The sequence below is a fragment of the Chitinophaga chungangae genome (genome assembly GCF_017742215.1).
In the GTDB taxonomy this organism is placed as follows: Bacteria; Bacteroidota; Bacteroidia; order Chitinophagales; family Chitinophagaceae; genus Chitinophaga; species Chitinophaga chungangae.
Window position 1 is genome coordinate 1,199,857 of record NZ_JAGHKP010000003.1, and the last position, 20,288, is coordinate 1,220,144.

The following is a 20,288-nucleotide window of genomic DNA, read 5'->3' on the forward strand; positions in this document are numbered from 1 at the left end:
TGAATTATTTCACCACTCCGAGCCTTGCCAGGTATTTATCCATCTGGCCGCCTTCTGCAGACTGCGGATATTTCTGTTTGATCTGTTCGTAGATGGCGATCGCATCCTGCATTTTGTTGCTTTTTTCAAGCGCGAGGCCGGCGCGGAAGAGGTACATCGGGCTGAGCAGCTCGTTGTCGTCCGCACTTGCTTTTTTGTAGTAGGAAACCGCTTCGTCCGCTTTATTCAGCTCCATGTAAGCATCGCCGATCAGGCCGTCTGCCATGGATTTCACGACCAGGTCGTCTGAAGAAAAGCTTTTCAGCAGGTCGATGCCTTTCTGGTATTCGCCCATTTTCACGTAACAAACGCCTGCGCTGTATTTGGCGAGGTTGCCGGCTTTGGTGCCGCCGTATTTGTCGATCACCTGGAGAAAACCGTAGTTGTTGCCGTCGCCGTTAAGCGCGAGCCTGAAAGAATCCACCGCGAAGTTGTTCTGCGCCCAGAAAATGGATTCCTGCGCTTTCTTTTCGTTGGGGGCTTTCACAAAACGGTTGTAGCCGAAATAACCGCCGACGATCACCACTACCGCCAGCACGGCGATGTTGATTACGTTTTTGTTCTTCGTATAAAAATCCTGCGCGCGGTCTGCCGTGGCCTGGAGGTCGAAATCCTGGTTTTTGGCAGCTGCTGCCTGTTTGGTGTTTGGTTTGTTGTCTGCCATTGTTGTTGTTAAATATTTGATAGGTGGACAGGGGAATTAATCAACGATAAAAGGATAATCCTGCTGGATGTAAACATCTTTCAGCAGTTCGTCGTCAGACGGCCAGGGGCTTTCTTCGGCGAATTTCACGGATTCTTCCACTTCGTTTTTCACTCTTTCGTTGATCGCTTCCAGTTCTGCGTCGTTGATCCACTTGTTTTTCTGCAGGGTGTTGAGCACCAGCGTCAGCGGATCTCTTTCTTTATATTCTTCCACCTCTTCTTTTGTGCGGTATTTGGCCGGGTCGCTCATGGAGTGGCCGCGGTAGCGGTATGTTTTGATCTCGAGCAGGGTCGGGCCGCCGTTTTCGCGCGCTCGGTTGATCGCTCTTTCGATGCCTTCGTGAACGGCTTCGCAGCTCATGCCGTCGATGGAATCGGCGGGCATTTCGTAAGCGTCTGCCAGTTTGTAGATGTCGAGCACGTTGGAAGTACGTTCAACGGAAGTGCCCATGGCGTAGTGGTTGTTCTCGCAGATGAATACCACGGGAAGTTTCCACAGCATGGCCATGTTGAAGGTTTCGTGCAGCATGCCCTGGCGTGCGGCGCCGTCGCCGAAGAAACACAATACGGCGTTCTGCGTGCCGAGGTATTGCTCGGCAAACGCGAGGCCCGCGCCGGTGCCGATCTGTGCGCCCACGATACCGTGACCGCCGAAGAAACCGTGCTCTTTGGAGAAAAAGTGCATGGAGCCGCCTTTGCCTTTGGAACAGCCGGTAGCTTTACCATACAGTTCGGCCATACATTCTTTCGCGGAAATGCCTTTCGCGATCGCCAGCGCGTGGTCGCGGTAAGCCGTGATGAATTTATCGCCCGGTTTGGTGGCCGTCATCGCTGCAGCCGCAATCGCTTCCTGACCAATATATAAATGGCAAAAGCCACGTATTTTTTGCATACCGTAGAGTTGCCCCGCTTTTTCTTCAAAACGGCGCAGTAACAGCATCAATTCGTACCAGTACAGATAAGTCTCTTTGGTGAATTTCGTTTTCACGTCTGTTAAAGTTTGCACTATTTCTAAATTTGTTCGCAAATATAACAGGAAAATCTGCAAATTCAAGCAATTTTGCAGAAGGAAGCGCAAACCCGCTTCGGGAGATGCAAGAGATTGCTCCTCCATTCATTAAAAATATTACTTCATTATATTAATTATATATCGCAGGATTGCTTTCCGTTTCCAAAATATCACTCACCCAGTTCAAGAATTACGCACACCGCAGCTTCCGGTTTACCTCCCGGATCGTTGGCATTACCGGCCGCAACGGCTCCGGTAAAACCAACCTGCTCGACGCCATCTATTACCTCTGTTTTACCAAAAGTTATTTCAGCACCGCCGAAAACCAGAACGTACAGTATACCATGAACGGGTTCAGGCTGGAAGCCAGCCTGCAAAGGCACCTCAAAGAGGAAAAGATCGTGTGCACCGTGAAAGACGGTAAAAAAGAGATCGCGCTCAACGACGAGCCCTACGATAAATTCTCCCGCCACATCGGCCAGTTCCCCGCCGTAATGATCGCGCCGGACGATGCGGAGATCATTCTCGGCGGCAGCGAGGACCGCCGCAAATGGCTGGACGCGCTGCTTTCCCAGCTCCTCCCCGGCTATCTCGACCATCTTATCGCCTACCATAAAGTGTTGCAGCAGCGCAACAGCCTGCTCAAGGCCATGCCAACGATGAGCCATTCGCCCGACCCGCTGCTGGACGTATTTGATGAACAAATGGTACAACATGGGGCGCCGGTGTTCGAAGCCAGGAAACAATTCCTGGAAACGTTCATCGGCAAGGTGCAGGACCGGTACGATTATCTCGCTGGCAAACACGAGACCGTGGCCTTCCGATACCAGAGCCAGTTGCTGGAACAACCGCTGGCCGCGCTGCTGGCGGCCAACCGCCTGCGCGACAAACAAATGCAGCGCACCACACAGGGCATTCACCGGGACGATCTGCTGTTCCTGCTGGACGAACATCCCATGAAAACGAGCGCCTCGCAGGGCCAGCGCAAGAGCTTCCTGTTCGCGCTTAAACTGGCACAATACGAGGCGATCCGCGCGCATAAACAGTTCCCCCCCATCCTGCTGCTCGACGATGTGTTTGAAAAGCTGGACCAGGAAAGGGTTTCGCGGCTTATAACACTCGTGCAGGGGCCGGATTACGGCCAGGTTTTTATTACAGACACACACGAAGACAGGCTCCGGGCGGCGTTTGCAGACAATCCCGGCGTGATCCAGCTGATATCCATGCAGGAAGAATAAACCCGCCTATTTCCGCATCAGCCCCGCTATCAGGGAAATGAGGAACAGCACTATGAAGATGAAAAAGAGGATCTTGGCGATGGAAACCGCGCCCGCGGCGATCCCGCCAAACCCGAAAATGGCCGCCACGATGGCGATGATGAGGAAAATTACAGCCCAGCGTAACATAATCAATGGTTTTAAGGTTAAACAATATCGCTATATTGTTCCTTTTGCAATTATCATTCCACGAATGCAGTTGGACATTTAGCGCCCGTTCGCCGTCCTGAATACGGCTACTTTTGCGCAAATTCTTTTTATGATACGCAGGCAAACGGGGCCATTGACTTTTATCTTCTTCACTTTACTCATCGATTTTATCGGCTTCGGCATTATCAGCCCGGTAATACCCAAACTGATCGAACAACTGATCGGCGGGAACGTGAGCGACGCATCGCAATACGGCGGCTGGCTCACATTTGCCTATGCGTTCATCCAGTTTTTCTTCGCTCCCGTTCTCGGCGGGCTCAGCGATAAATACGGCCGCAGGCCCGTCCTGCTCGTGTCTATGTTCGGCATGGGTGTCGATTACCTGTTCCTGGCCTTTGCGCCCTCCATTTTCTGGCTGTTCCTGGGCCGCATTATACTCGGCGTCACCGGCGCGAGCATGACGGCCGCATCGGCCTATATCGCCGATATCAGCACGCCCGAAAAACGCGCCCAGAATTTCGGGCTGGTCGGGATGGCGCTGGGTCTCGGGTTTATTCTCGGCCCCACCATCGGCGGCATTGTGGCGGGCGAATGGGGCGTGCGCGCGCCTTTCCTGCTGGCGGCCTGTCTTTCGCTGATCAACTGGCTCTACGGTTATTTTATCCTCCCGGAATCCCTTAAAAAGGAAAACCGCAGGGCCTTCGAATGGAAACGGGCCAACCCTGTCGGCGCGCTTGTGCAGATCCGGAAATACAAAAAGGTGTATTCCCTCCTGGGCGCCATTGCGCTCGTTTTCACGGCAGCCCATTCCATCCAGAGCAACTGGACGTATTTCACGATGTACAAATTCAGCTGGACCGAAAAGATGGTGGGGTATTCCCTCTCCTTTACGGGCCTGATGCTGGCCATTGTGCAGGGAGGACTGATCAGGGCAGTATTGCCGAAGCTGGGGTATCACCGCGCGGTGTATATCGGGCTGCTGATCTATGGGGTGAGCTTTATTTTGTTCGGCATGGCGACCGAAGGCTGGATGATGTTTGCCATATTGGCCATTTACGCCATGGGCGGCATTTTCGGCCCCAGCCTGCAGGGCGTGATCAGCAACCAGGTGCCGCCGAACGAACAGGGAGAATTACAGGGCGCCTTAACCAGCCTGATCAGTCTTACCAATATCATCGGCCCGCTGCTGATGACGGGGCTTTTCCATTATTTCACGCAGGAAGAGCGGCCGTTCCATTTCCCGGCGGCGCCGTTTTTCATGAGCGCGCTGCTTACACTTACCGCGGCGGTGCTGGCCATCCGCAGTTTCCGGCGGTCATTGCCGGAGAAAAGCAAAAGCATGGTCCCAGCCACCGTTCCTGAAGCCGTAGGCGAACCACAGCACGTATAACGATTCCAGGTGACGGCTCATTTCGATGCCGCCGATATCGATCACGTCTTTCCAGCCAAGCTGGCTGAGCAGGTCTGACACGGCCAGCTTGGCCAGCCGGTCGTTTCCGGCGATGAACATTACGGGAGTGCCCTGCGAAAGAGAAGGTTTTACCATCAGCCGGCTGCCGTGGCTGTTGAGGGCTTTTACCACCATCGTATCCTGCAGCCATGCCTGCACCTGTTCGCCTCCCGAAGCATTGTGCCCGCCGGGCGCGAGGTTGAGCCTGCCTGTTTTGTCGGGGCCTCTGCCATCTAGGGGATTGGTAACGTCTATGAGCACCTTTTTTTTAAAGTTCCAGATGCCGGACATTTCAACGGCTTCCTTGGTGCCCTGCCAGTGCGTGCAGAGGAAGATGACCTCGCCGAATGCGGCCGCCTCGGAGTAAGATCCCGCGGCGATCCCGCTGTGCTCTTTGCGCCATTGCTCCAGCGAAGGTTTGCCGGTATGGCGGGTGCCTATCATAACGGCATGCCCCAGGCTGCCGAAGCCCGCGGCAAGCGCCAGCCCGGTTTCGCCTGATCCAAGGATAGCAATCTTCATACTACCAGGATTTAGTATGGTAAGTTACACAAAAGCCCCGGCATTTACTGCAGGTACGAAAGGAAGCGCTGCATGCCCTGCCGTTTGGCGGGGGTTAAACGGTAGCTGATATTTTGTGTATAATAGGCCGTAAGGTCGTAATCCGGGCTATTGTTCTCCGCCACCACCGTCGGCAGGCTGTTCAGCCCGATGCTGTTGGCGTCGTTGAACAACTGGATGAATTCCACCGGCAGCGGTTTGTTGCTGATCCATGCGGCGAATACGAACGGCAGGCTGGTAAAACGCATCCAGGCTTCTGCCAGGTCGTAGATGAACGGTGAAATACGACGCTGATGCAACGCCCTGTCGCCGATCACCAGTCCCGCATCGGTGCCTTTGATAAGATGTTCGTACCCTCCTTCGGTTTCCACCAGCTCCACGTCCAGCTTCCAGTATTCGCGCACCAGCACTTTCAGCAGCGCTACGGAGGTGCGGCTCTGGTAATCGAGGTAAATACGTTTGATCTCCTGCATGGGCACTTCGCTGAAAAGGCACACCGATGCCACCGGCCCTTCTGCCCCGATGCAGAAATCCGCGATAATGTGGTATTCTTTTAATTTGGGAATGATGGCTACCGGCACCAGCGCCACGTCTACCTCCCCGTCTATCAGCTGCCGCGCGATCTTCGCGGGGTAATCCATCGTCAATTCCATGGACCGGAGCACCTTATGACCCTCAAATCCGTACAACAAAGGCTTCGTATTCAGATAACTGACTGCCGCTACTTTTACTTTCCGTTCCAATTTCTGTAATTTTGAGCCTGCTAAAATACAGGAATTTTATTTGACAGGATAATCAATACATGATGCAATTACAAGCTTTAACTGCTATTTCCCCGGTAGACGGGCGTTACAGGGGTCAACTCGAAGAACTGGCTCCCTATTTTTCCGAGTTCGCGTTGATTCGTTACCGTGTACAGGTGGAGGTGGAATACTTCATTGCCCTGTCTGAACAGAAACTGTTCTCCCTTCCAAAGGCCAAAGTTCCGGCCCTGCGCAAGATCTACCAGGAATTTTCCGTGGAGAACGCCCAGCTGGTGAAGGACACTGAAAAAGTAACCAATCACGACGTGAAGGCCGTGGAATATTTCCTTAAGAACGAGCTGAAAACCATCGGGCTGGAAGACAAACTCGAATGGGTGCACTTCGGCCTCACTTCGCAGGACGTGAACAATACCGCCACGCCCCTGCTTTGGAAAGAAGCCGTGGAGCACGTGTATCTCCCTGCCATCGCCAATCTCATCCTTCACCTGAAAAAACTCGCCAAAGACTGGAAAAACGTGCCGATGCTGGCCCGCACCCACGGTCAGCCCGCTTCCCCCACCCGCCTCGGTAAAGAGATCCAGGTGTTCGTGGAAAGGCTGGAAGGACAGGTGAAGCTGCTCTCCGACATTCCTTTCGCGGCCAAGTTCGGCGGCGCTACCGGTAATTTCAACGCGCATCATGTGGCTTTTCCTTCCGTTAACTGGGAAAAATTCGGCAACAAGTTCGTGAACAACGTGCTGGGCCTGCAACGCATGCAGTTCACCACGCAGATCGAGCATTACGACAACATCGCCGCGCAGTTCGACACGCTTAAAAGGGTGAACAACATCCTGGTGGATTTTGCGCGCGACGTATGGACGTACATTTCCATGGATTATTTCAAACAGAAGATCAAGAAAAACGAAGTAGGCTCCTCCGCGATGCCGCATAAAGTGAACCCGATCGATTTCGAGAACGCCGAAGGCAACCTCGGCCTGGCCAACGCCATCTTCGAGCACCTCAGCGCCAAACTGCCCATCAGCCGCCTCCAGCGCGACCTGACGGATTCCACCGTGCTGCGCAACGTGGGCGTGCCTTTCGCGCATACGCTGCTCGCCTTCAAAAGCCTCGACAAAGGTTTGAACAAACTCATCCTCAACGCCGGCAAACTGCACGACGATCTCGAGCACAACTGGGCCGTGGTGGCGGAAGCCATTCAAACGGTACTGCGCCGCGAGAACTACCCGCAGCCTTACGAAGCGCTGAAAGAACTGACCCGCGGCGGCGAACAGATCACGCAGAAAACCATGCACAAATTCATCGACGGGCTGAAGATCAGCGCCGCGCTGAAAAAGGAACTGAAAGCCATTACGCCGCATAACTACACCGGTATCCACTAATGGAGCACGCGGTCATATTGTTCGACGGCGTGTGCAACTTCTGCAATGCGAGCGTGAACTTCCTGATCCGCCGCGACGGGCGCGATCATTTCCGTTTCGCGCCGCTGCAGTCCGCCACGGGGCGGGCTTTGCAGGAACAATACCATTTCGACCCTGCGGCGCTCAACACGTTCATCCTCGTCGAAAACGGGAAAACGTTCAGCAAAAGCACCGCTGCGCTGAAAGTGGCGCGGAGGCTGGGTTTCCCGCTGAATATGACCTACGCGTTCATCATCGTGCCCCGCTTCCTCCGCGATGCGGCGTACAACCTGGTGGCGAAGAACCGTTATAAATGGTTCGGGAAAAAAGAAAGCTGTATGGTGCCGGACGAACGTACCCGGCGGAAGTTTTTATAAAACACGAAGGGCTGGCAAATTCGCCGGCCCTTTGTGTTTAGCGCATAAAAAAATGCCGGCCCATCAAAGAGCCGGCATTGATTATAATGATTCATTCACAGATTACTTGGCAGGAGGCGGAGGCGTGGCAGGGATCTCTGCGGGAGCGCCCGGTTTCACGTCCAGCAGTTCAACGTCGAACACGAGGATGCTGTTGGGTTTGATGATCGGGCCGGAGCCTTGCAGGCCGTAAGCCAGTGAAGACGGGATCACCAGCGTGGCTTTGGAGCCTTTTTTCAGCTGGGCCAGGGCATCGTCCCATCCGGGAATAACACGGCCTTCGCCTACGTTGAATTTCAGGGGCTCCAGCGGCATGCCGGGGCGGATCGTTGAATCCACGTTGGAATCGAACTTGGTGCCGTCCATCAGTTTGCCGGTGTAGTTCACGGTCACTTCGTCGCCGGCTTTAGCCTGTGCACCGGTACCTTCCTGGGTTACAGCGATGTGTACGCCTTTGGGGGATTTGGTGGTTTTCAGGTTGTTTTTCTGGATGTATTCAGCGATTTCTTTTTCTTCCTGTGCGTTCTGTTTAGCGGCGGCATATTTGCTTTCCACCACGAAAGCCACTTTCATCACGTCGCCTTTTTTAGCCATGGGAGGCATCTGCGGCATGGAATCCACGGGCAGTACGAATACGGCGCTGTCACCTTCGGTGAGCATGGCGAAACCGTCCATCAGGTCGTATTTGTCGCGGGATTCGGTGATCACCAGCGGCAGCGCGCTGCCTTGCTGCTGGCGGGAGCTCATCAACAGGGAATCGTTCAGGTAAGAAGCGAAGTGTACCAGTACGGTATCGCCTTTCTTCAGTTTTTCACCCTTCCCGGCCTTTTCGATCGTAAAGGCGATGCCGCCCGGCGTTTTTTTCGGGCCGCTTTTACCACAGCTGGCCAGGGCCAGGGCTCCCAGTGATGCAGCAAGTAACAGGTTGTTCTTTTTCATTTGTTCGTTTTGTTTTTTATGGTCAAACGGAACTTGCATCCCGCCTGTTTTCAGCATTCTGATTCATAAGTAATGAGGCCAACGGGCCTCATTTCATTGATATATCATTCTATAATATTAATACTTTTACTGCAACAAATCCTCATTTTCGTGCATCGCTTTCAGGAAACGCTGCACGGTCCTGTCCAGGGAATCGGTGCTCCGGCCTCCGGAAGCGTTAAAATGCCCGCCGCCGTCGAAATATTTCCGCGCGAAAGTATTCACGTCAAAGTTGCCTTTGGAACGGAAAGAAAGCTTCACCTCGCTGTTACGGTCGATGATCAGCGCCGCTAATTTAATGCCTTGTATGGACAAAAGGAAATTTACCAGCCCTTCCGTATCGCCCGTTTGCAGGTCGAACCGTTTGAGGTCGCTGTAAGGGATCGCCATGATGGCGGTATTGGTTTCGTAATACACCTCCATGCGGTTCAGCAGGCTATGGCCGATGAAACGCAGGCGGTTCTCCAGGAAATTGTCGTAAATGGCCTGGTGGATATATTCATGCTCCAGCCCTCTTTCCAGCAGATCGGCCACCATTCGGTGCACGCGCGCCGACGTGGAAGCGAAGCGGAAAGACCCGGTATCCGTCATGGTACCGGCATAAATGCACTGGGCGATGTCGTTGTCGATATAATGCTCGTCGCCGAGGCGGTAGATGAATTCGTACACCAGCAGGGCCGTGGAAGCCGCGGAGGTGTCGCTGGTGCCGTAATCGAAGTCCGGAGAAGGTTCCAGGTGATGGTCGATCAGCACTTTCACGCACTGCAGTTTGTCCAGGAAAGGCGCCAGGTTCTTGGTGCGGCTCATGGTGTTGAAATCCAGGCAAAACAGCATTTCAACGCCCTCCAGCGCTTTGATCGACTTTTCCTGCGCCGATTCGAAATCGAGCACTCCTTCGCTGCCGGGCATCCATTTCAGGAAATCCGGGAAATTGGTGGGCGAAATAACCGTTACGTCGTGCCCTTTGCGCCGCAAATAGTGGTACAGGGCCAGTGAAGAACCCATGGCGTCCGCATCAGGTTTCTGATGCATCGTCACCACTATTTTCTTGGGGCTGTCCAGCAGCGGCTTGATATCCTCGATCGGCTTCATTCCTAAACTGTAATATTTTAATGTACAAGGTGTTGTGCAGCCAACTGCCTCCGTTCATGCAAACGAAGTGCGAAGTTCTTTATTTGAGCCAGAATTTCAAAATTTTTTACGGGTAATCAAAAACTGTTTACTTTTGCGGCGCATTGAGGTTTTTTACCGTTAAACGACTAATTCACAATATGAGCAACAGAACATTTACCATGATCAAGCCCGACGCAGTGCAGAACGGGCATATCGGCGGCATCCTGGACAAGATCTGCGCGGCAGGTTTCCGGATCGTAGCCATGAAACTGACCCGCCTGAGCGCTGAAAAAGCCGGCGAATTTTACGCAGTGCATAAAGAGCGGCCTTTTTACGGTGAACTCGTTGAATTTATGAGCAGCGGCCATATCGTTGCCGCTATTCTCGAGAAAAACAATGCAGTGGAAGACTTCCGCAAGCTGATCGGCGCCACCAACCCCGCCCAGGCCGAAGAAGGCACCATCCGCAAGATCTACGCTGAATCCATCGGCCGCAACGCCGTTCACGGTTCCGATTCAGACGAAAACGCCGCGATCGAAGGAAACTTCTTCTTTAGTGGCCTGGAGAAATTCTAAGGAAAGTTCTCAACCTGAAATAATAAGGCGGTCTCCCCTCAAAGGGAGGCCGTTTCTTTTTTGCCGGAAGAATACAAACATGAAAAAAGCCCCGGCATTCCGCCGGGGCTTCATTTTTATCAACATAATTCTCTTTCTTACTCTAACTCCACCACCAGGTCATCCTGCTGCACCATCGTGCCTTCACGCAGGTGGATGGTCTTCACTTTCGTATCGCGTGTGGCCGTTACCGTTGTTTCCATCTTCATCGCTTCGATGATGAACAGCGGCGTGTTGGCGCTGATCGCGTCGCCGGATTTTACCAGCACTTTCGAAAGTTTGCCCTGCAAAGGCGCGCCCACTTCCTGCTCGGGATTGCTCACTTTTTTATTGACCGGCACTTCGCTTTTCACCGCGCGGTCGCGCACCTGCACACGGCGGGTATAACCGTTCAGCTCAAACACTACGGTACGCATGCCGCTTTCGTCGGCAGGCAGCACATACAGCAGTTTTACGATGATGGTCTTGCCCTTGCCAAGCGTGATCAGGATCTCCTCTCCCAGCCTCAGGCCGTAGAAAAACGCCGGTGTGGGAATTGCTTCCACGTTGCCGAAGATCTGGGCGTGCTGGTAATATTCCTCGAACACTTTCGGGAACATATGATAGCTCAGGTAATCCAGGAACTCGGCCAGCGGGTATTTCAGCTGGAAGGCGGCAAAGTCGCTGTCGAAGTCCACTGCCGCGAGATGCGCGTTAGGTTTGCCTTTCAGCGGTTCCTGCCCTTTCAGCACGATCTTTTGCAGCGGCTGCGGGAACCCGCCGTAGGGCTGACCGATCTCGCCTTTGAAGAAACCCTGCACAGACGCGGGGAACGCCAGGTTGCGCGTTTCGTCCATCACATCGGCGGCGGTAAGGTTGTTGGAAGTCATGAACAGCGCCATGTCTCCCACTACTTTCGAGCTGGGCGTTACTTTCACGATGTCGCCGAACAGCTGGTTCACCACGGCGTAGTTGTGCTTGATGGTTTCCAGCTTGTCGCCAAGACCGAGCGATTCCGCCTGCTGGCGCAGGTTGGAATATTGACCGCCGGGAATTTCGTTTTCGTACACCTGCGCGGTGCCCGCTTTCATATCCGATTCGAAGGGATAGTAGTACTCGCGCACATCTTCCCAGTAATTGCTGTATTCGTTGAGGGAAGCCAGGTTCATGGGCTGGCTGCGCTCGTGGCCTTCCAGGATGGCGGCCATGGAGTTGAGGTTCGGCTGCGAGGTAAGCCCGCTGAGCGATGCGATGGCGCAATCCACCACGTTCACGCCGGCCTCGATGGCTTTCAGGTAGCTGGCTGCCTGAACAGACGCGGTATCGTGCGTATGCAGCACTATCGGCAGCTTCACGGTGTCGCGGAGCGCGCCGACCAGTACGGTGGCGGCTTGCGGCTTCAGCAAACCCGCCATGTCTTTTATGCAGAGCATGTGCGCTCCGGCGTCTTCCAGGCGTTTGGCCAGGTCCAGGTAATAATCGAGCGTGTATTTGCTGTTCTCCTTGTTCAGGATGTCGCCGGTATAACTGATGGCGGCCTGGGCCAGCGAAGTGGTGTTGTTGCGCACAAAACCGATGCTGGGCGTCATGGCGCCGATGTCGTTGAGCGAATCGAAGATGCGGAAGATATCGATGCCGTTTTCCGCCGCCTTTTCGATGAACTTCGCGATGAGGTTCTCCGGGTAAGCGGAATAACCTACGGCGTTGGAGCCGCGGAACAGCATCTGGAGCAGCACGTTAGGCATGGCCTGCCGCATGAGCTGCAGCCTGCGCCAGGGGCATTCGTGCAGGAAACGCATAGCCACGTCGAAAGTAGCGCCACCCCATACTTCCATGGAGAAGATCTGCGGGTTGTTGCGCGCATAACCTTCGGCTACGGCCAGTATGTCTTTGGTGCGCACGCGCGTGGCCAGCAGGCTCTGGTGCGCATCGCGGTAAGTGGTGTCTGTAAAATAGACCGGTTTTTCGTTGCGCAGCCATTTGCTGAACTCCTCGCGGCCCATAGACAGCAGTTTGTTGCGGCTGCCTTCCGGCACGGGCGCCAGCGGGTCGAACGAAGGAACGTGCGGCGTGCGGAACTTGCGGCCGTCGTACTGGCCTTTTACGTCGGGGTGACCGTTCACCGTTACGTCTGCGATGTACATCAGCGTTTTGGTGGCGCGGTCGCGTATCGGCGAAAGTTTGAACAGTTCCGGGTGCTGGTCTATGAAACTTACCGTGCAGTTGCCTTTGCGGAAAGTATCGTGGGTGATCACGTTCTCCAGGAAGCGGATATTCGTTTTCACGCCCCTGATCCTGAACTCTTTCAAAGTGCGCAGCAGGCGGCTGGCCGCTCCGCTGAGCGTACGGCCCGAAGCCGTTACTTTTACAAGCATGGAATCGAAGAAGGGCGAGATCTTCACGCCGGAATAGGCGCTGCCTTCATCCAGCCGGATGCCGAAACCGCCCGCGTTGCGATAAGCGATCACGGTGCCGTAATCGGGCGTGAAATTATTTTCCGGGTCTTCCGTGGTTACGCGGCACTGGATGGCAAAACCGTTCAGGCGCACATCGTCCTGGCTTTTGAGGAAGATCTCGGGATCGGACAAATGATGGCCTTTGGCGATCAGTATCTGCGAACGCACGATGTCGATGCCGGTCACTTCTTCCGTTACCGTATGCTCCACCTGGATGCGCGGGTTCACTTCAATGAAATAGACCTTGTTCTGACGGTCTACCAGGAACTCCACGGTGCCTACGTTATTATATCTTACTTCGCGGGCTAACGCCAACGCATATCCGTAAATTTCATTGCGTGTTTCGAGGGGCAGATTGGGAGACGGGGCGATCTCCACCACTTTTTGGAAACGGCGCTGCACGGAGCAGTCGCGTTCGTAGAGGTGTACGATGTTACCGTGGTTGTCGCCCATCAGCTGCACTTCGATGTGTTTGGGCTCTTCGATGAACTTTTCGATGAAGATGGTATCGTCTCCGAAAGCTTTACCGGCTTCGCTGCGAGCTTCCAGGAAGGATTTCTCCAGCTGGCTTTCCTCGCGCACCACGCGCATGCCGCGGCCGCCGCCGCCCGCTGCGGCTTTGAGGATAATGGGCAGGCCAATGCGTTTGGCTTCCTTTTTTACCGTCGCCACATCGGTCAGCTTTTCCTGGCTGTCTTCGATGAGAGGCACATTTACTTTACGGGCAAGGGTTTTGGCGGCCACTTTGTCGCCCAGCTGGGCCATTACTTCATGGTCGGGGCCAACGAAAATGATGCCTTCCTCCTTGCACCTGCGTGCGAAATGCATGTTTTCGCTGAGAAAACCGTAACCCGGATGAATCGCGTCTACCTGCTGGGATTTAGCGAGGTGAATAATGGCTTCAATGTCTAGGTACGGCTTCAGGGGCTCGTCGTCTTTTCCGATCTGGTAAGCTTCATCCGCCTTGTAACGATGGAGGGAGTAACGGTCTTCATAAGTGAAGATCGCCACGGTCCTTATCCTTAATTCCGAGGCTGCTCTTAAAATCCGCACGGCAATCTCGCCGCGGTTAGCTACTAACAGCTTGTGTATCCTTTTTAGCGAATCCGACATAACGTTGGTTTGGCAGTCAATATAACATTTATGCTAAAAATCAGCGGGCATAAAAGTAGTGAAAGAAACCTATTTTTTCTTTGTTTATTTCTAAAAATTGCAAGGGATTTCTAAAATATATTCAAACATGCATGTCATAAAAGCTGTTTTGTCCAAAAATATCCACATTAATAAAAAAAATATTTAATACAACCCCTGTGGTGTGTAGCAGATACGCTATGGCCGCGGATAACGGGCGACGCGTCAATGACGGATTTATACAATGTGTGATGAGCGGGCTTTTGGAGAAGAATATTATCTTGCGGCCATGTGGGAAGCAGCGATCAACGGATTTAAGATTCACCTCAGGCTGGAACGCTCCCTGTCCGCCAACACCATCGAGGCGTACGAGCGGGACGTGCTGGCGCTTACCCGTTACCTCGTTATGGAAAACAAACCCCTCGCCCTGGAAGACGTGACGCTGGAAGAGCTGCAGGGCTGCGTGCGGTGGATCGCTTCCCTGGGCATGACCGCCACGTCGCAAAGCAGGATCATTTCGGGAATCAAGACGTTTTTCCGGTTCCTGCTGCTGCAGGACATGATCAAGGCCGACCCTACCCAATTGCTGGAAGCGCCCAAAGTGCGCCGCAAGCTGCCCGATTTTCTCAGCTTTGAGGAAATAGAAAAACTCATCGGGCAGATAGACCTCAGCAAACCCGAAGGCCACCGCAACAAAGCCATCCTCGAAACCATGTACAGCTGCGGGCTGCGCGTCAGCGAAGCAGTGAGCCTCCAGATCTCGCATCTTTATTTCGACGAAGGTTTCGTGCGCGTGATCGGCAAGGGCAATAAAGAAAGGCTGATCCCCATCGGCAGCTCCGCCGTAAAATATATAGAGATGTATTACGAAAGCACCCGCCGGCACATGGCGGTGAAAAAGGGGCATGAGGACGTGCTGTTCCTCAACCGGCGGGGCGCCGCGCTCAGCCGCGTGATGATCTTTCTGATGATCAAGGACCTGGCGGCCAAGGCGCAGATCAATAAAACCATTTCACCGCATACCTTCAGGCATTCTTTCGCCACCCACCTGGTGGAAGGCGGGGCGGACCTGGTGGCCGTGCAGGAAATGCTGGGCCACGAAAGCATTACCACCACCGAGATCTACACCCATCTCAACCGAGAATACCTGCGCGACATGCTTCAGCAGTACCACCCGGGCTTCTGACGGCCCCATCGCGGGGCCTGGACATACACGTCCGGGTATCCAGTAAAAAACCAAAAAAACGATTTTGAAGAACCTTCAACGGCGGAAGGAGAAAAAAAACAGCTGCCCGTTGAGGCTTGGCTGAGGGTAGGCAGCTGTTCGTATATTGGGGCTTTTCCAACATTGGAGGACTAGTACACGACGTACCGGTCTTTATAATTGCTTCTTGCGCTTTTGTTACTGATAAAGTCACTGATCCAGCCGGTAAGCCGGGCCGCTTTTTTTTCCGCGGCGGCGGGCACTACGGCGAGGTTAATTTTGGTGCAATTGGCGATCTGCTGTCTTTCGGGCTGCAGGGCGTTGTCCGGGTTTTCGGTCCAGACCATGCCATGGTTGCCGGATACCTTGAAATAAACGTCCGGCCCCGATTTGCCGCGGGGGCGGTTGAAATACATTTTATAGCGGCCGTTTTCGCCGGTGAAAGCGAAAGCCAGCAATTTTTGCGTGAGCGCGTTGTACACTTCCACCCGCACGCCTTTCATGGCTTCATGCGTCTCAAAATGCCTGACGGTGCCGGCCAGCGCCCATGCGCCGAACTCGCGGCGGATGGCGGACCATTTTTCGGAAGGCACCACGTAAGCGAAAGCGGCCAGGTATTTGTCGCGCGAGCGTTTCCAGTGCGGCACGAAAGTGCTGAGATGATACTGCAGCCATTCCTGCTGCCCCTGCCCCCTGCCGGGAACATCGTTCAGGCAGATATCCATTTCCAACGGCTCGGTGAACAGGTGCAGTTCCTCCCAACCGATGCTGAAATTGCCCCGTTCGTCCAGCCGGGATTCGGCCAACAGGCGTTCTTCCTTGGCCTGCACGTCCCTTTCAGACAGCAGCCTCAGATCTTTAAAGATGCCGCGCGCCAATTCGTCCGCCCCATAAGGCGTGCCTGGCAGATAGATCCGGATGCGGGCGTTGGCGAGGGGTTCGATACACTCTTCACAGATCAACGCAGAAATGTTTCCGATCAACAGGTAACTCATAGCGATCACAAATTTGGTTTCAATAAATTGGGGATAACTGTTCTTTTATTCTCATGTCTGTCCTTCTCAATCCTGCCGGTATCCGGGCCACCGGCCAGCCCTCTGCATACTAACGAAACAAACGATGGTAGAAAGGCCCGAGTGCGTGTAAAAAAGTATTGGAATTAACACGGTCCTTATTCCTCCTTACGTCTTCATGTCACTTTGCAAAGGTTAATAAGAATGCGTTTTCAATCAAGCGTTCAACCCCGGAAAATGCGAATGCGTATTTCTACGCATTTTACGCGGAGAAACCCCTAAAAGGGCATACCCAGGTTTGGGTATAAACCTTCCGGAATCCGCAGTGGGCGCGTCCGCAAATCATTTCCAGCGGAGGAAACCGGCCATTTTGCCGCATCCGGCCGCCTTTGAAAAGTGGGATTTTGTAATAATTTTACCGGCGACATTTTCTAACTAACTCTTAAAAAGGCAAAACATGTCCAAATTCACCAAATCAACCGGCCGGTTCATCAACCTTGTGAAAGGTTCCAAACTGACCCAGGCCTACCGCATCGATCAAACCGATCGCAAAAAACACAAAGACCCGAAACTGGCGGGCTTTTTTGGCATCGACAAGATCAACGAACTGCTCGACAAACCAGGCGTTGGCGGTTTGCGGATCTATTATGGTATGGATATCGACGGCGACGGCAAACGCGACAAAGGTTTCGTGCTCGTTGCAACGGATGAGGAAGGAAACGACATCATTCCCTCCGCTACGCAGCATCTTGAAAAAGACAGCGAGCCGGCTAAAGACATTCTTATTACAGACACCTTCTGCCCCTACGATTGCCCCAAATCGAATCCCCTGAATTCAGATAACGGATAAAGACTGCCTAGTGGAGCTTCATCACATTTTTTGGTATTGTATGTTGGGGATCGAAATCCTGTTTTTGATCCCCTTTACTTTAAAACTGAAGTTGTTCGACAAAGAACAACGACTCATTTACATTTATTTTCTCTCCGCCGTTTTTTACGGGATCGGGTGCGAAGTGCTGGCGCGGCTGATAGGCAACAACATGCCCCTCATCTCCTGCATGATGCTGGTCCAGTTCTACATTCTTTCCCTGTTTTATCTCAGGGTGCTGAAGGGCGAAGCCATGCATAAGACCATCAAGGTGCTGCTGGGTGTTTGCACCGTCATTTTCCTGCTGGATTTTATCTGGCTGGAAGGCCCCATGCATTTTAATTCCATATTTATCTCTACCCGCGGGTTTATCCTGATCGTATACGCTATTATTTTCTTCCTCCAGCTGATGCGGGACGAAAGCCTTATAGAACGGTCCATTTTCATCAACTCCCTCCCTGTGTTCTGGTTCAACGCCGGGCTTTTTGTTGAAAACTGCTGCTCGTTCATGCTGAACCTCTCCTTTAATATCATCCAGCAGGGCGGTCCTGGCGAGGTATTGCTCTCCATGTACCGTATTACCGCCGCTTTAACATGGATCGCAGGCATAATTCAGGTCTTTCTTTTTTATATTGGGCTCCAAAAGATTAAAAAAGCAAAGGCATGAATACCCTGCAACTTATACTGATCGGTACGATCGTGATGCTCAGCCTGGGCATTTTCGTGGTGATCATGGTCGTTTTGCAGCAAAAGCAGGTAGTGCAGTATAAGCTCATCCTGAAAGACAAAGACCTGCAGCTGCAGAAAGAACGTCTCGTGGCCGTGCTGCAGGGGCAGGAAACCGAGCGCAAACGCATCGCCGAAGACCTGCACGACGAAGTGGGCGCCCAGCTTTCGGTGCTGAAACTCTCGCTGAACCACCTCCAGCAGCTGGCCGGCAACGGGGAAAAGGAAAAGATCCGGGAAACCAAGGAATTTGCGGACACCATTATCCAGCAGCTCCGGTTCATCTCCCAAAGCCTGCACCCCACCACGCTGGAGAACCTCGGGCTCAGCCACGCGCTGGATTCGTTTTCCAGCCTGATGAACAAAAACCGGGAGATCCTCATTTCCTTCCGGACAGACGGCACCAGCTACAACGTAGACCGGGAAAAGGCCCTGAACGTTTACCGGGTGGTGCAGGAACTGATGAACAATATCCTTAAACACGCCGAAGCGCGCCATGTACAGCTCACCTACCAGAGCACTCCCACCCTGCTCACCATCCGGGTGGAAGACGATGGCAACGGCAAACTCGTCGATAAGTTCGAGGAATCGAGGAAAAAGACCGGCCATCTGGGCTTAAAAAATATCGAAAGCCGTTTGAATATTATCGGGGGAAACATCACCTTTGTGAAGAATTCTCCTGCCGGAACAGTGGCCGAGATCACCGTGGAGAACTATCAGCCTCTTGTTTAAGCAAAATATATAACCATTATGTTGCCGCCAATCAAGGTTGCGATCGCCGACGACCATAAGATCTTCCGCAGCGGGGTGATCAATACGCTGACCCCGTATGAGAACATTAACGTCGTATTCGAAGCTGAAGACGGCGAACACCTCCTGCAGATCATGCAGGAGCAACAGCCGGACGTGATCCTCATGGACCTGAAAATGCCGAAGATGGACGGCATCCAGGCCACCATCAAAGTACGGGAAAAATATCCCCAGGTGAAGATCATCATCCTCACCATGTACGAAGACGATAACTTCATCGTTCACCTCGTGGAGAACGGCGCAAACGCCTACCTGCTCAAAAACAGCGAGCCGGAAGAGATCTATGAGGCCATCTGCACCACGTTCGACAAAGGTTTTTATTTCAATGAGAACGTAAACCTCGCCCTCCTCAAAAAAGTGCTGCATAAAAACAAGCAGCAATTCAAGCCCACGTTCAAAAACGAAGTGCAGCTCAGCGACCGCGAGCTGGAAGTGCTCAAGCTCATCTGCAACGAATACACCACCCAGGAAATAGCCGACCAGATCTATCTCAGCTCCCGCACCGTGGAAGGCCTGCGCCAGAAACTGCTGGAAAAGCTCAGCGTGAAGAACACCGTCGGGCTGGTGCTGTACGCATTCCGCAACGGCCTGATCGAGTAACCTGCCGGAATTTTTATCGTTTTATGCAGAATTAATGCCCCTGCCCGATTTTCTTCAGCAAAACCGGCATAAATTGCATTTGCAAAATCTTTACTACCACCAAATTAATATGCGAACTATGAAGCAACTATCCGCGTTCCTTTCCGCCGTGGCGCTGTGTGTGATGACGGCCGGCGCAGCGCAGGCCCAGGGCATCAAGATGCCGGCGCCCAGCCCTACCCAGACCATCAAACAGGACTTTGCCCTGTCTTCCGTTGAAGTAACCTATTCCCGCCCGCTGGCCAAAGGCCGCGTGATCATGGGCGACCTGGTGCCTTACGGCAAACTATGGCGCATGGGTGCAAACGCCGCCACCCGGATCAAATTCGGGGAAGATGTGAAACTGAACGGCACGCCCGTGCCCGCAGGCGAATACGTGATGTACGGCATTCCTTCCCCCGAAGGCTGGGAGATCGTGCTCAACAAAGGCCTGAAAAACTGGGGCATCGACGGTTACAAAAAAGAAGAAGACGTGGCCCGTTTTAAAACCGAAACGCAGGAACTGCCCTTCCCCATCCAATCTTTTATGATCCTGTTCGAAGACGTTCGCCCCAATGCCATGACGATGATGATCAGCTGGGACAGAACGCTGATACCCGTGGAGATCACGGCGGATATCGACAGCAAAGTAATGGCCTCCATCGATTCGGCGATGAAAACGGACAAAAAACCTTATTTCTCCGCCGCTGTGTATTATTACGAAACCAACCGCGACGTGAAAACCGCGCTGGATTACGCAACCAAGGCCACCCAGCAGCCCGGCAACGAAAAAGCTTTCTGGATCTACCACTGGAAAGCGAAGATCGAAGCCAAAGCGGGCGATAAGGCAGCAGCGAAAGCCACTGCCGAAAAATCCATCGCGCTGGCAAAAGCAGCCAACAACGCCGATTACGTGGCGCTGAACGAGAAGCTGATCGCTTCCCTCTAAGCCCGAAAGGCATTCAAATAAAAAGCGGCCGCTTCGAAATGAGGCGGCCGCTTTTTTTTAT

General features: G+C 53.3%; 20 protein-coding genes. 11 read left to right on the plus strand and 9 right to left on the minus strand.

Going from position 1 to position 20,288, the window contains the following annotated elements; all coding sequences use genetic code 11:
* Positions 1-4: 4 nt before the first annotated feature.
* Positions 5-703 (minus strand): tetratricopeptide repeat protein, encoded by a 699-nt coding sequence (locus J7I43_RS19210; protein ID WP_209147479.1) that lies wholly within the window; start codon positions 701-703, stop codon positions 5-7.
* Between the two features lie 36 nt (positions 704-739).
* On the minus strand, positions 740-1,732 hold the full coding sequence (gene pdhA / locus J7I43_RS19215) for a pyruvate dehydrogenase (acetyl-transferring) E1 component subunit alpha (RefSeq protein WP_378108796.1): 993 nt from the start codon (positions 1,730-1,732) through the stop codon (positions 740-742).
* 170 nt (positions 1,733-1,902) lie between these two features.
* On the opposite strand from pdhA, the gene recF reads away from it, so the two are divergent.
* Positions 1,903-2,991: a DNA replication/repair protein RecF gene (gene recF, locus J7I43_RS19220; protein WP_209147481.1), complete on the plus strand. Its 1,089-nt coding sequence runs from the start codon at positions 1,903-1,905 to the stop codon at positions 2,989-2,991.
* Between the two features lie 6 nt (positions 2,992-2,997).
* On the opposite strand, the gene J7I43_RS19225 is transcribed toward recF, so the two are convergent.
* Complete coding sequence (locus J7I43_RS19225) at positions 2,998-3,159, minus strand: DUF1328 domain-containing protein (RefSeq protein ID WP_209147482.1); 162 nt, start codon at positions 3,157-3,159, stop codon at positions 2,998-3,000.
* Positions 3,160-3,289: 130 nt separating this feature from the next.
* On the opposite strand from J7I43_RS19225, the gene J7I43_RS19230 reads away from it, so the two are divergent.
* Positions 3,290-4,570 carry a TCR/Tet family MFS transporter gene (locus J7I43_RS19230; protein WP_209147483.1) on the plus strand — a complete coding sequence of 427 codons (1,281 nt, stop codon included), beginning with the start codon at positions 3,290-3,292 and terminating at the stop codon, positions 4,568-4,570.
* Here J7I43_RS19230 and J7I43_RS19235 read toward each other — a convergent pair.
* On the minus strand, positions 4,496-5,152 hold the full coding sequence (locus J7I43_RS19235) for an NADPH-dependent F420 reductase (protein ID WP_209147484.1): 657 nt from the start codon (positions 5,150-5,152) through the stop codon (positions 4,496-4,498). The genes J7I43_RS19230 and J7I43_RS19235 overlap by 75 nt on opposite strands.
* A gap of 44 nt (positions 5,153-5,196) precedes the next feature.
* Positions 5,197-5,934 (minus strand): menaquinone biosynthetic enzyme MqnA/MqnD family protein, encoded by a 738-nt coding sequence (locus J7I43_RS19240; protein ID WP_209147485.1) that lies wholly within the window; start codon positions 5,932-5,934, stop codon positions 5,197-5,199.
* A 59-nt stretch (positions 5,935-5,993) separates the two neighbouring features.
* On the opposite strand from J7I43_RS19240, the gene purB reads away from it, so the two are divergent.
* Both purB and J7I43_RS19250 read left to right on the plus strand, forming a co-directional pair.
* Positions 5,994-7,334 carry an adenylosuccinate lyase gene (purB, locus tag J7I43_RS19245; protein WP_209147486.1) on the plus strand — a complete coding sequence of 447 codons (1,341 nt, stop codon included), beginning with the start codon at positions 5,994-5,996 and terminating at the stop codon, positions 7,332-7,334.
* Positions 7,334-7,729: a thiol-disulfide oxidoreductase DCC family protein gene (locus J7I43_RS19250; RefSeq protein ID WP_209147487.1), complete on the plus strand. Its 396-nt coding sequence runs from the start codon at positions 7,334-7,336 to the stop codon at positions 7,727-7,729. Before purB ends, J7I43_RS19250 begins: the two co-directional genes overlap by 1 nt.
* Before the next feature lie 102 nt (positions 7,730-7,831).
* Here the strand turns inward: J7I43_RS19250 and J7I43_RS19255 are convergent, their stop codons facing one another.
* Both J7I43_RS19255 and J7I43_RS19260 read right to left on the minus strand, forming a co-directional pair.
* Positions 7,832-8,707, minus strand: coding sequence for an FKBP-type peptidyl-prolyl cis-trans isomerase (locus J7I43_RS19255; RefSeq protein WP_209147488.1), 876 nt, complete (start codon positions 8,705-8,707; stop codon positions 7,832-7,834).
* A 126-nt stretch (positions 8,708-8,833) separates the two neighbouring features.
* Complete coding sequence (locus J7I43_RS19260; RefSeq protein ID WP_209147489.1) at positions 8,834-9,838, minus strand: DHH family phosphoesterase; 1,005 nt, start codon at positions 9,836-9,838, stop codon at positions 8,834-8,836.
* A 179-nt stretch (positions 9,839-10,017) separates the two neighbouring features.
* Here J7I43_RS19260 and J7I43_RS19265 point away from each other — a divergent pair, with 179 nt between their 5' ends.
* Entirely contained in the window at positions 10,018-10,434 is a 417-nt protein-coding gene (locus J7I43_RS19265; protein ID WP_209147490.1) for a nucleoside-diphosphate kinase, read from the plus strand.
* A 137-nt stretch (positions 10,435-10,571) separates the two neighbouring features.
* Here J7I43_RS19265 and J7I43_RS19270 read toward each other — a convergent pair whose 3' ends face one another.
* Complete coding sequence (locus J7I43_RS19270; RefSeq protein WP_209147491.1) at positions 10,572-14,021, minus strand: pyruvate carboxylase; 3,450 nt, start codon at positions 14,019-14,021, stop codon at positions 10,572-10,574.
* Positions 14,022-14,328: 307 nt separating this feature from the next.
* On the opposite strand from J7I43_RS19270, the gene xerD reads away from it, so the two are divergent.
* Positions 14,329-15,225: a site-specific tyrosine recombinase XerD gene (xerD, locus tag J7I43_RS19275; RefSeq protein ID WP_209147492.1), complete on the plus strand. Its 897-nt coding sequence runs from the start codon at positions 14,329-14,331 to the stop codon at positions 15,223-15,225.
* A 170-nt stretch (positions 15,226-15,395) separates the two neighbouring features.
* Here xerD and J7I43_RS19280 read toward each other — a convergent pair whose 3' ends face one another.
* On the minus strand, positions 15,396-16,238 hold the full coding sequence (locus tag J7I43_RS19280) for a hypothetical protein (protein WP_209147493.1): 843 nt from the start codon (positions 16,236-16,238) through the stop codon (positions 15,396-15,398).
* A 475-nt stretch (positions 16,239-16,713) separates the two neighbouring features.
* Between J7I43_RS19280 and J7I43_RS19285 the strand changes: the two genes are divergently transcribed.
* The 5 genes from J7I43_RS19285 to J7I43_RS19305 all read left to right on the plus strand — a co-directional run bounded on the left by J7I43_RS19285 (position 16,714) and on the right by J7I43_RS19305 (position 20,227).
* Complete coding sequence (locus J7I43_RS19285; protein WP_209147494.1) at positions 16,714-17,106, plus strand: hypothetical protein; 393 nt, start codon at positions 16,714-16,716, stop codon at positions 17,104-17,106.
* A gap of 40 nt (positions 17,107-17,146) precedes the next feature.
* Positions 17,147-17,791: a hypothetical protein gene (locus tag J7I43_RS19290; protein WP_209147495.1), complete on the plus strand. Its 645-nt coding sequence runs from the start codon at positions 17,147-17,149 to the stop codon at positions 17,789-17,791.
* Positions 17,788-18,582 (plus strand): sensor histidine kinase, encoded by a 795-nt coding sequence (locus J7I43_RS19295; RefSeq protein ID WP_209147496.1) that lies wholly within the window; start codon positions 17,788-17,790, stop codon positions 18,580-18,582. The genes J7I43_RS19290 and J7I43_RS19295 overlap by 4 nt, the downstream gene beginning before the upstream one ends.
* 18 nt (positions 18,583-18,600) lie before the next feature.
* The gene (locus J7I43_RS19300; protein ID WP_209147497.1) at positions 18,601-19,260 is read left to right on the plus strand and encodes a response regulator transcription factor; all 660 of its coding nucleotides are present in this window, start codon (positions 18,601-18,603) and stop codon (positions 19,258-19,260) included.
* 118 nt (positions 19,261-19,378) lie between these two features.
* Entirely contained in the window at positions 19,379-20,227 is an 849-nt protein-coding gene (locus tag J7I43_RS19305) for a DUF2911 domain-containing protein (RefSeq protein ID WP_209147498.1), read from the plus strand.
* Positions 20,228-20,288 lie beyond the last annotated feature (61 nt).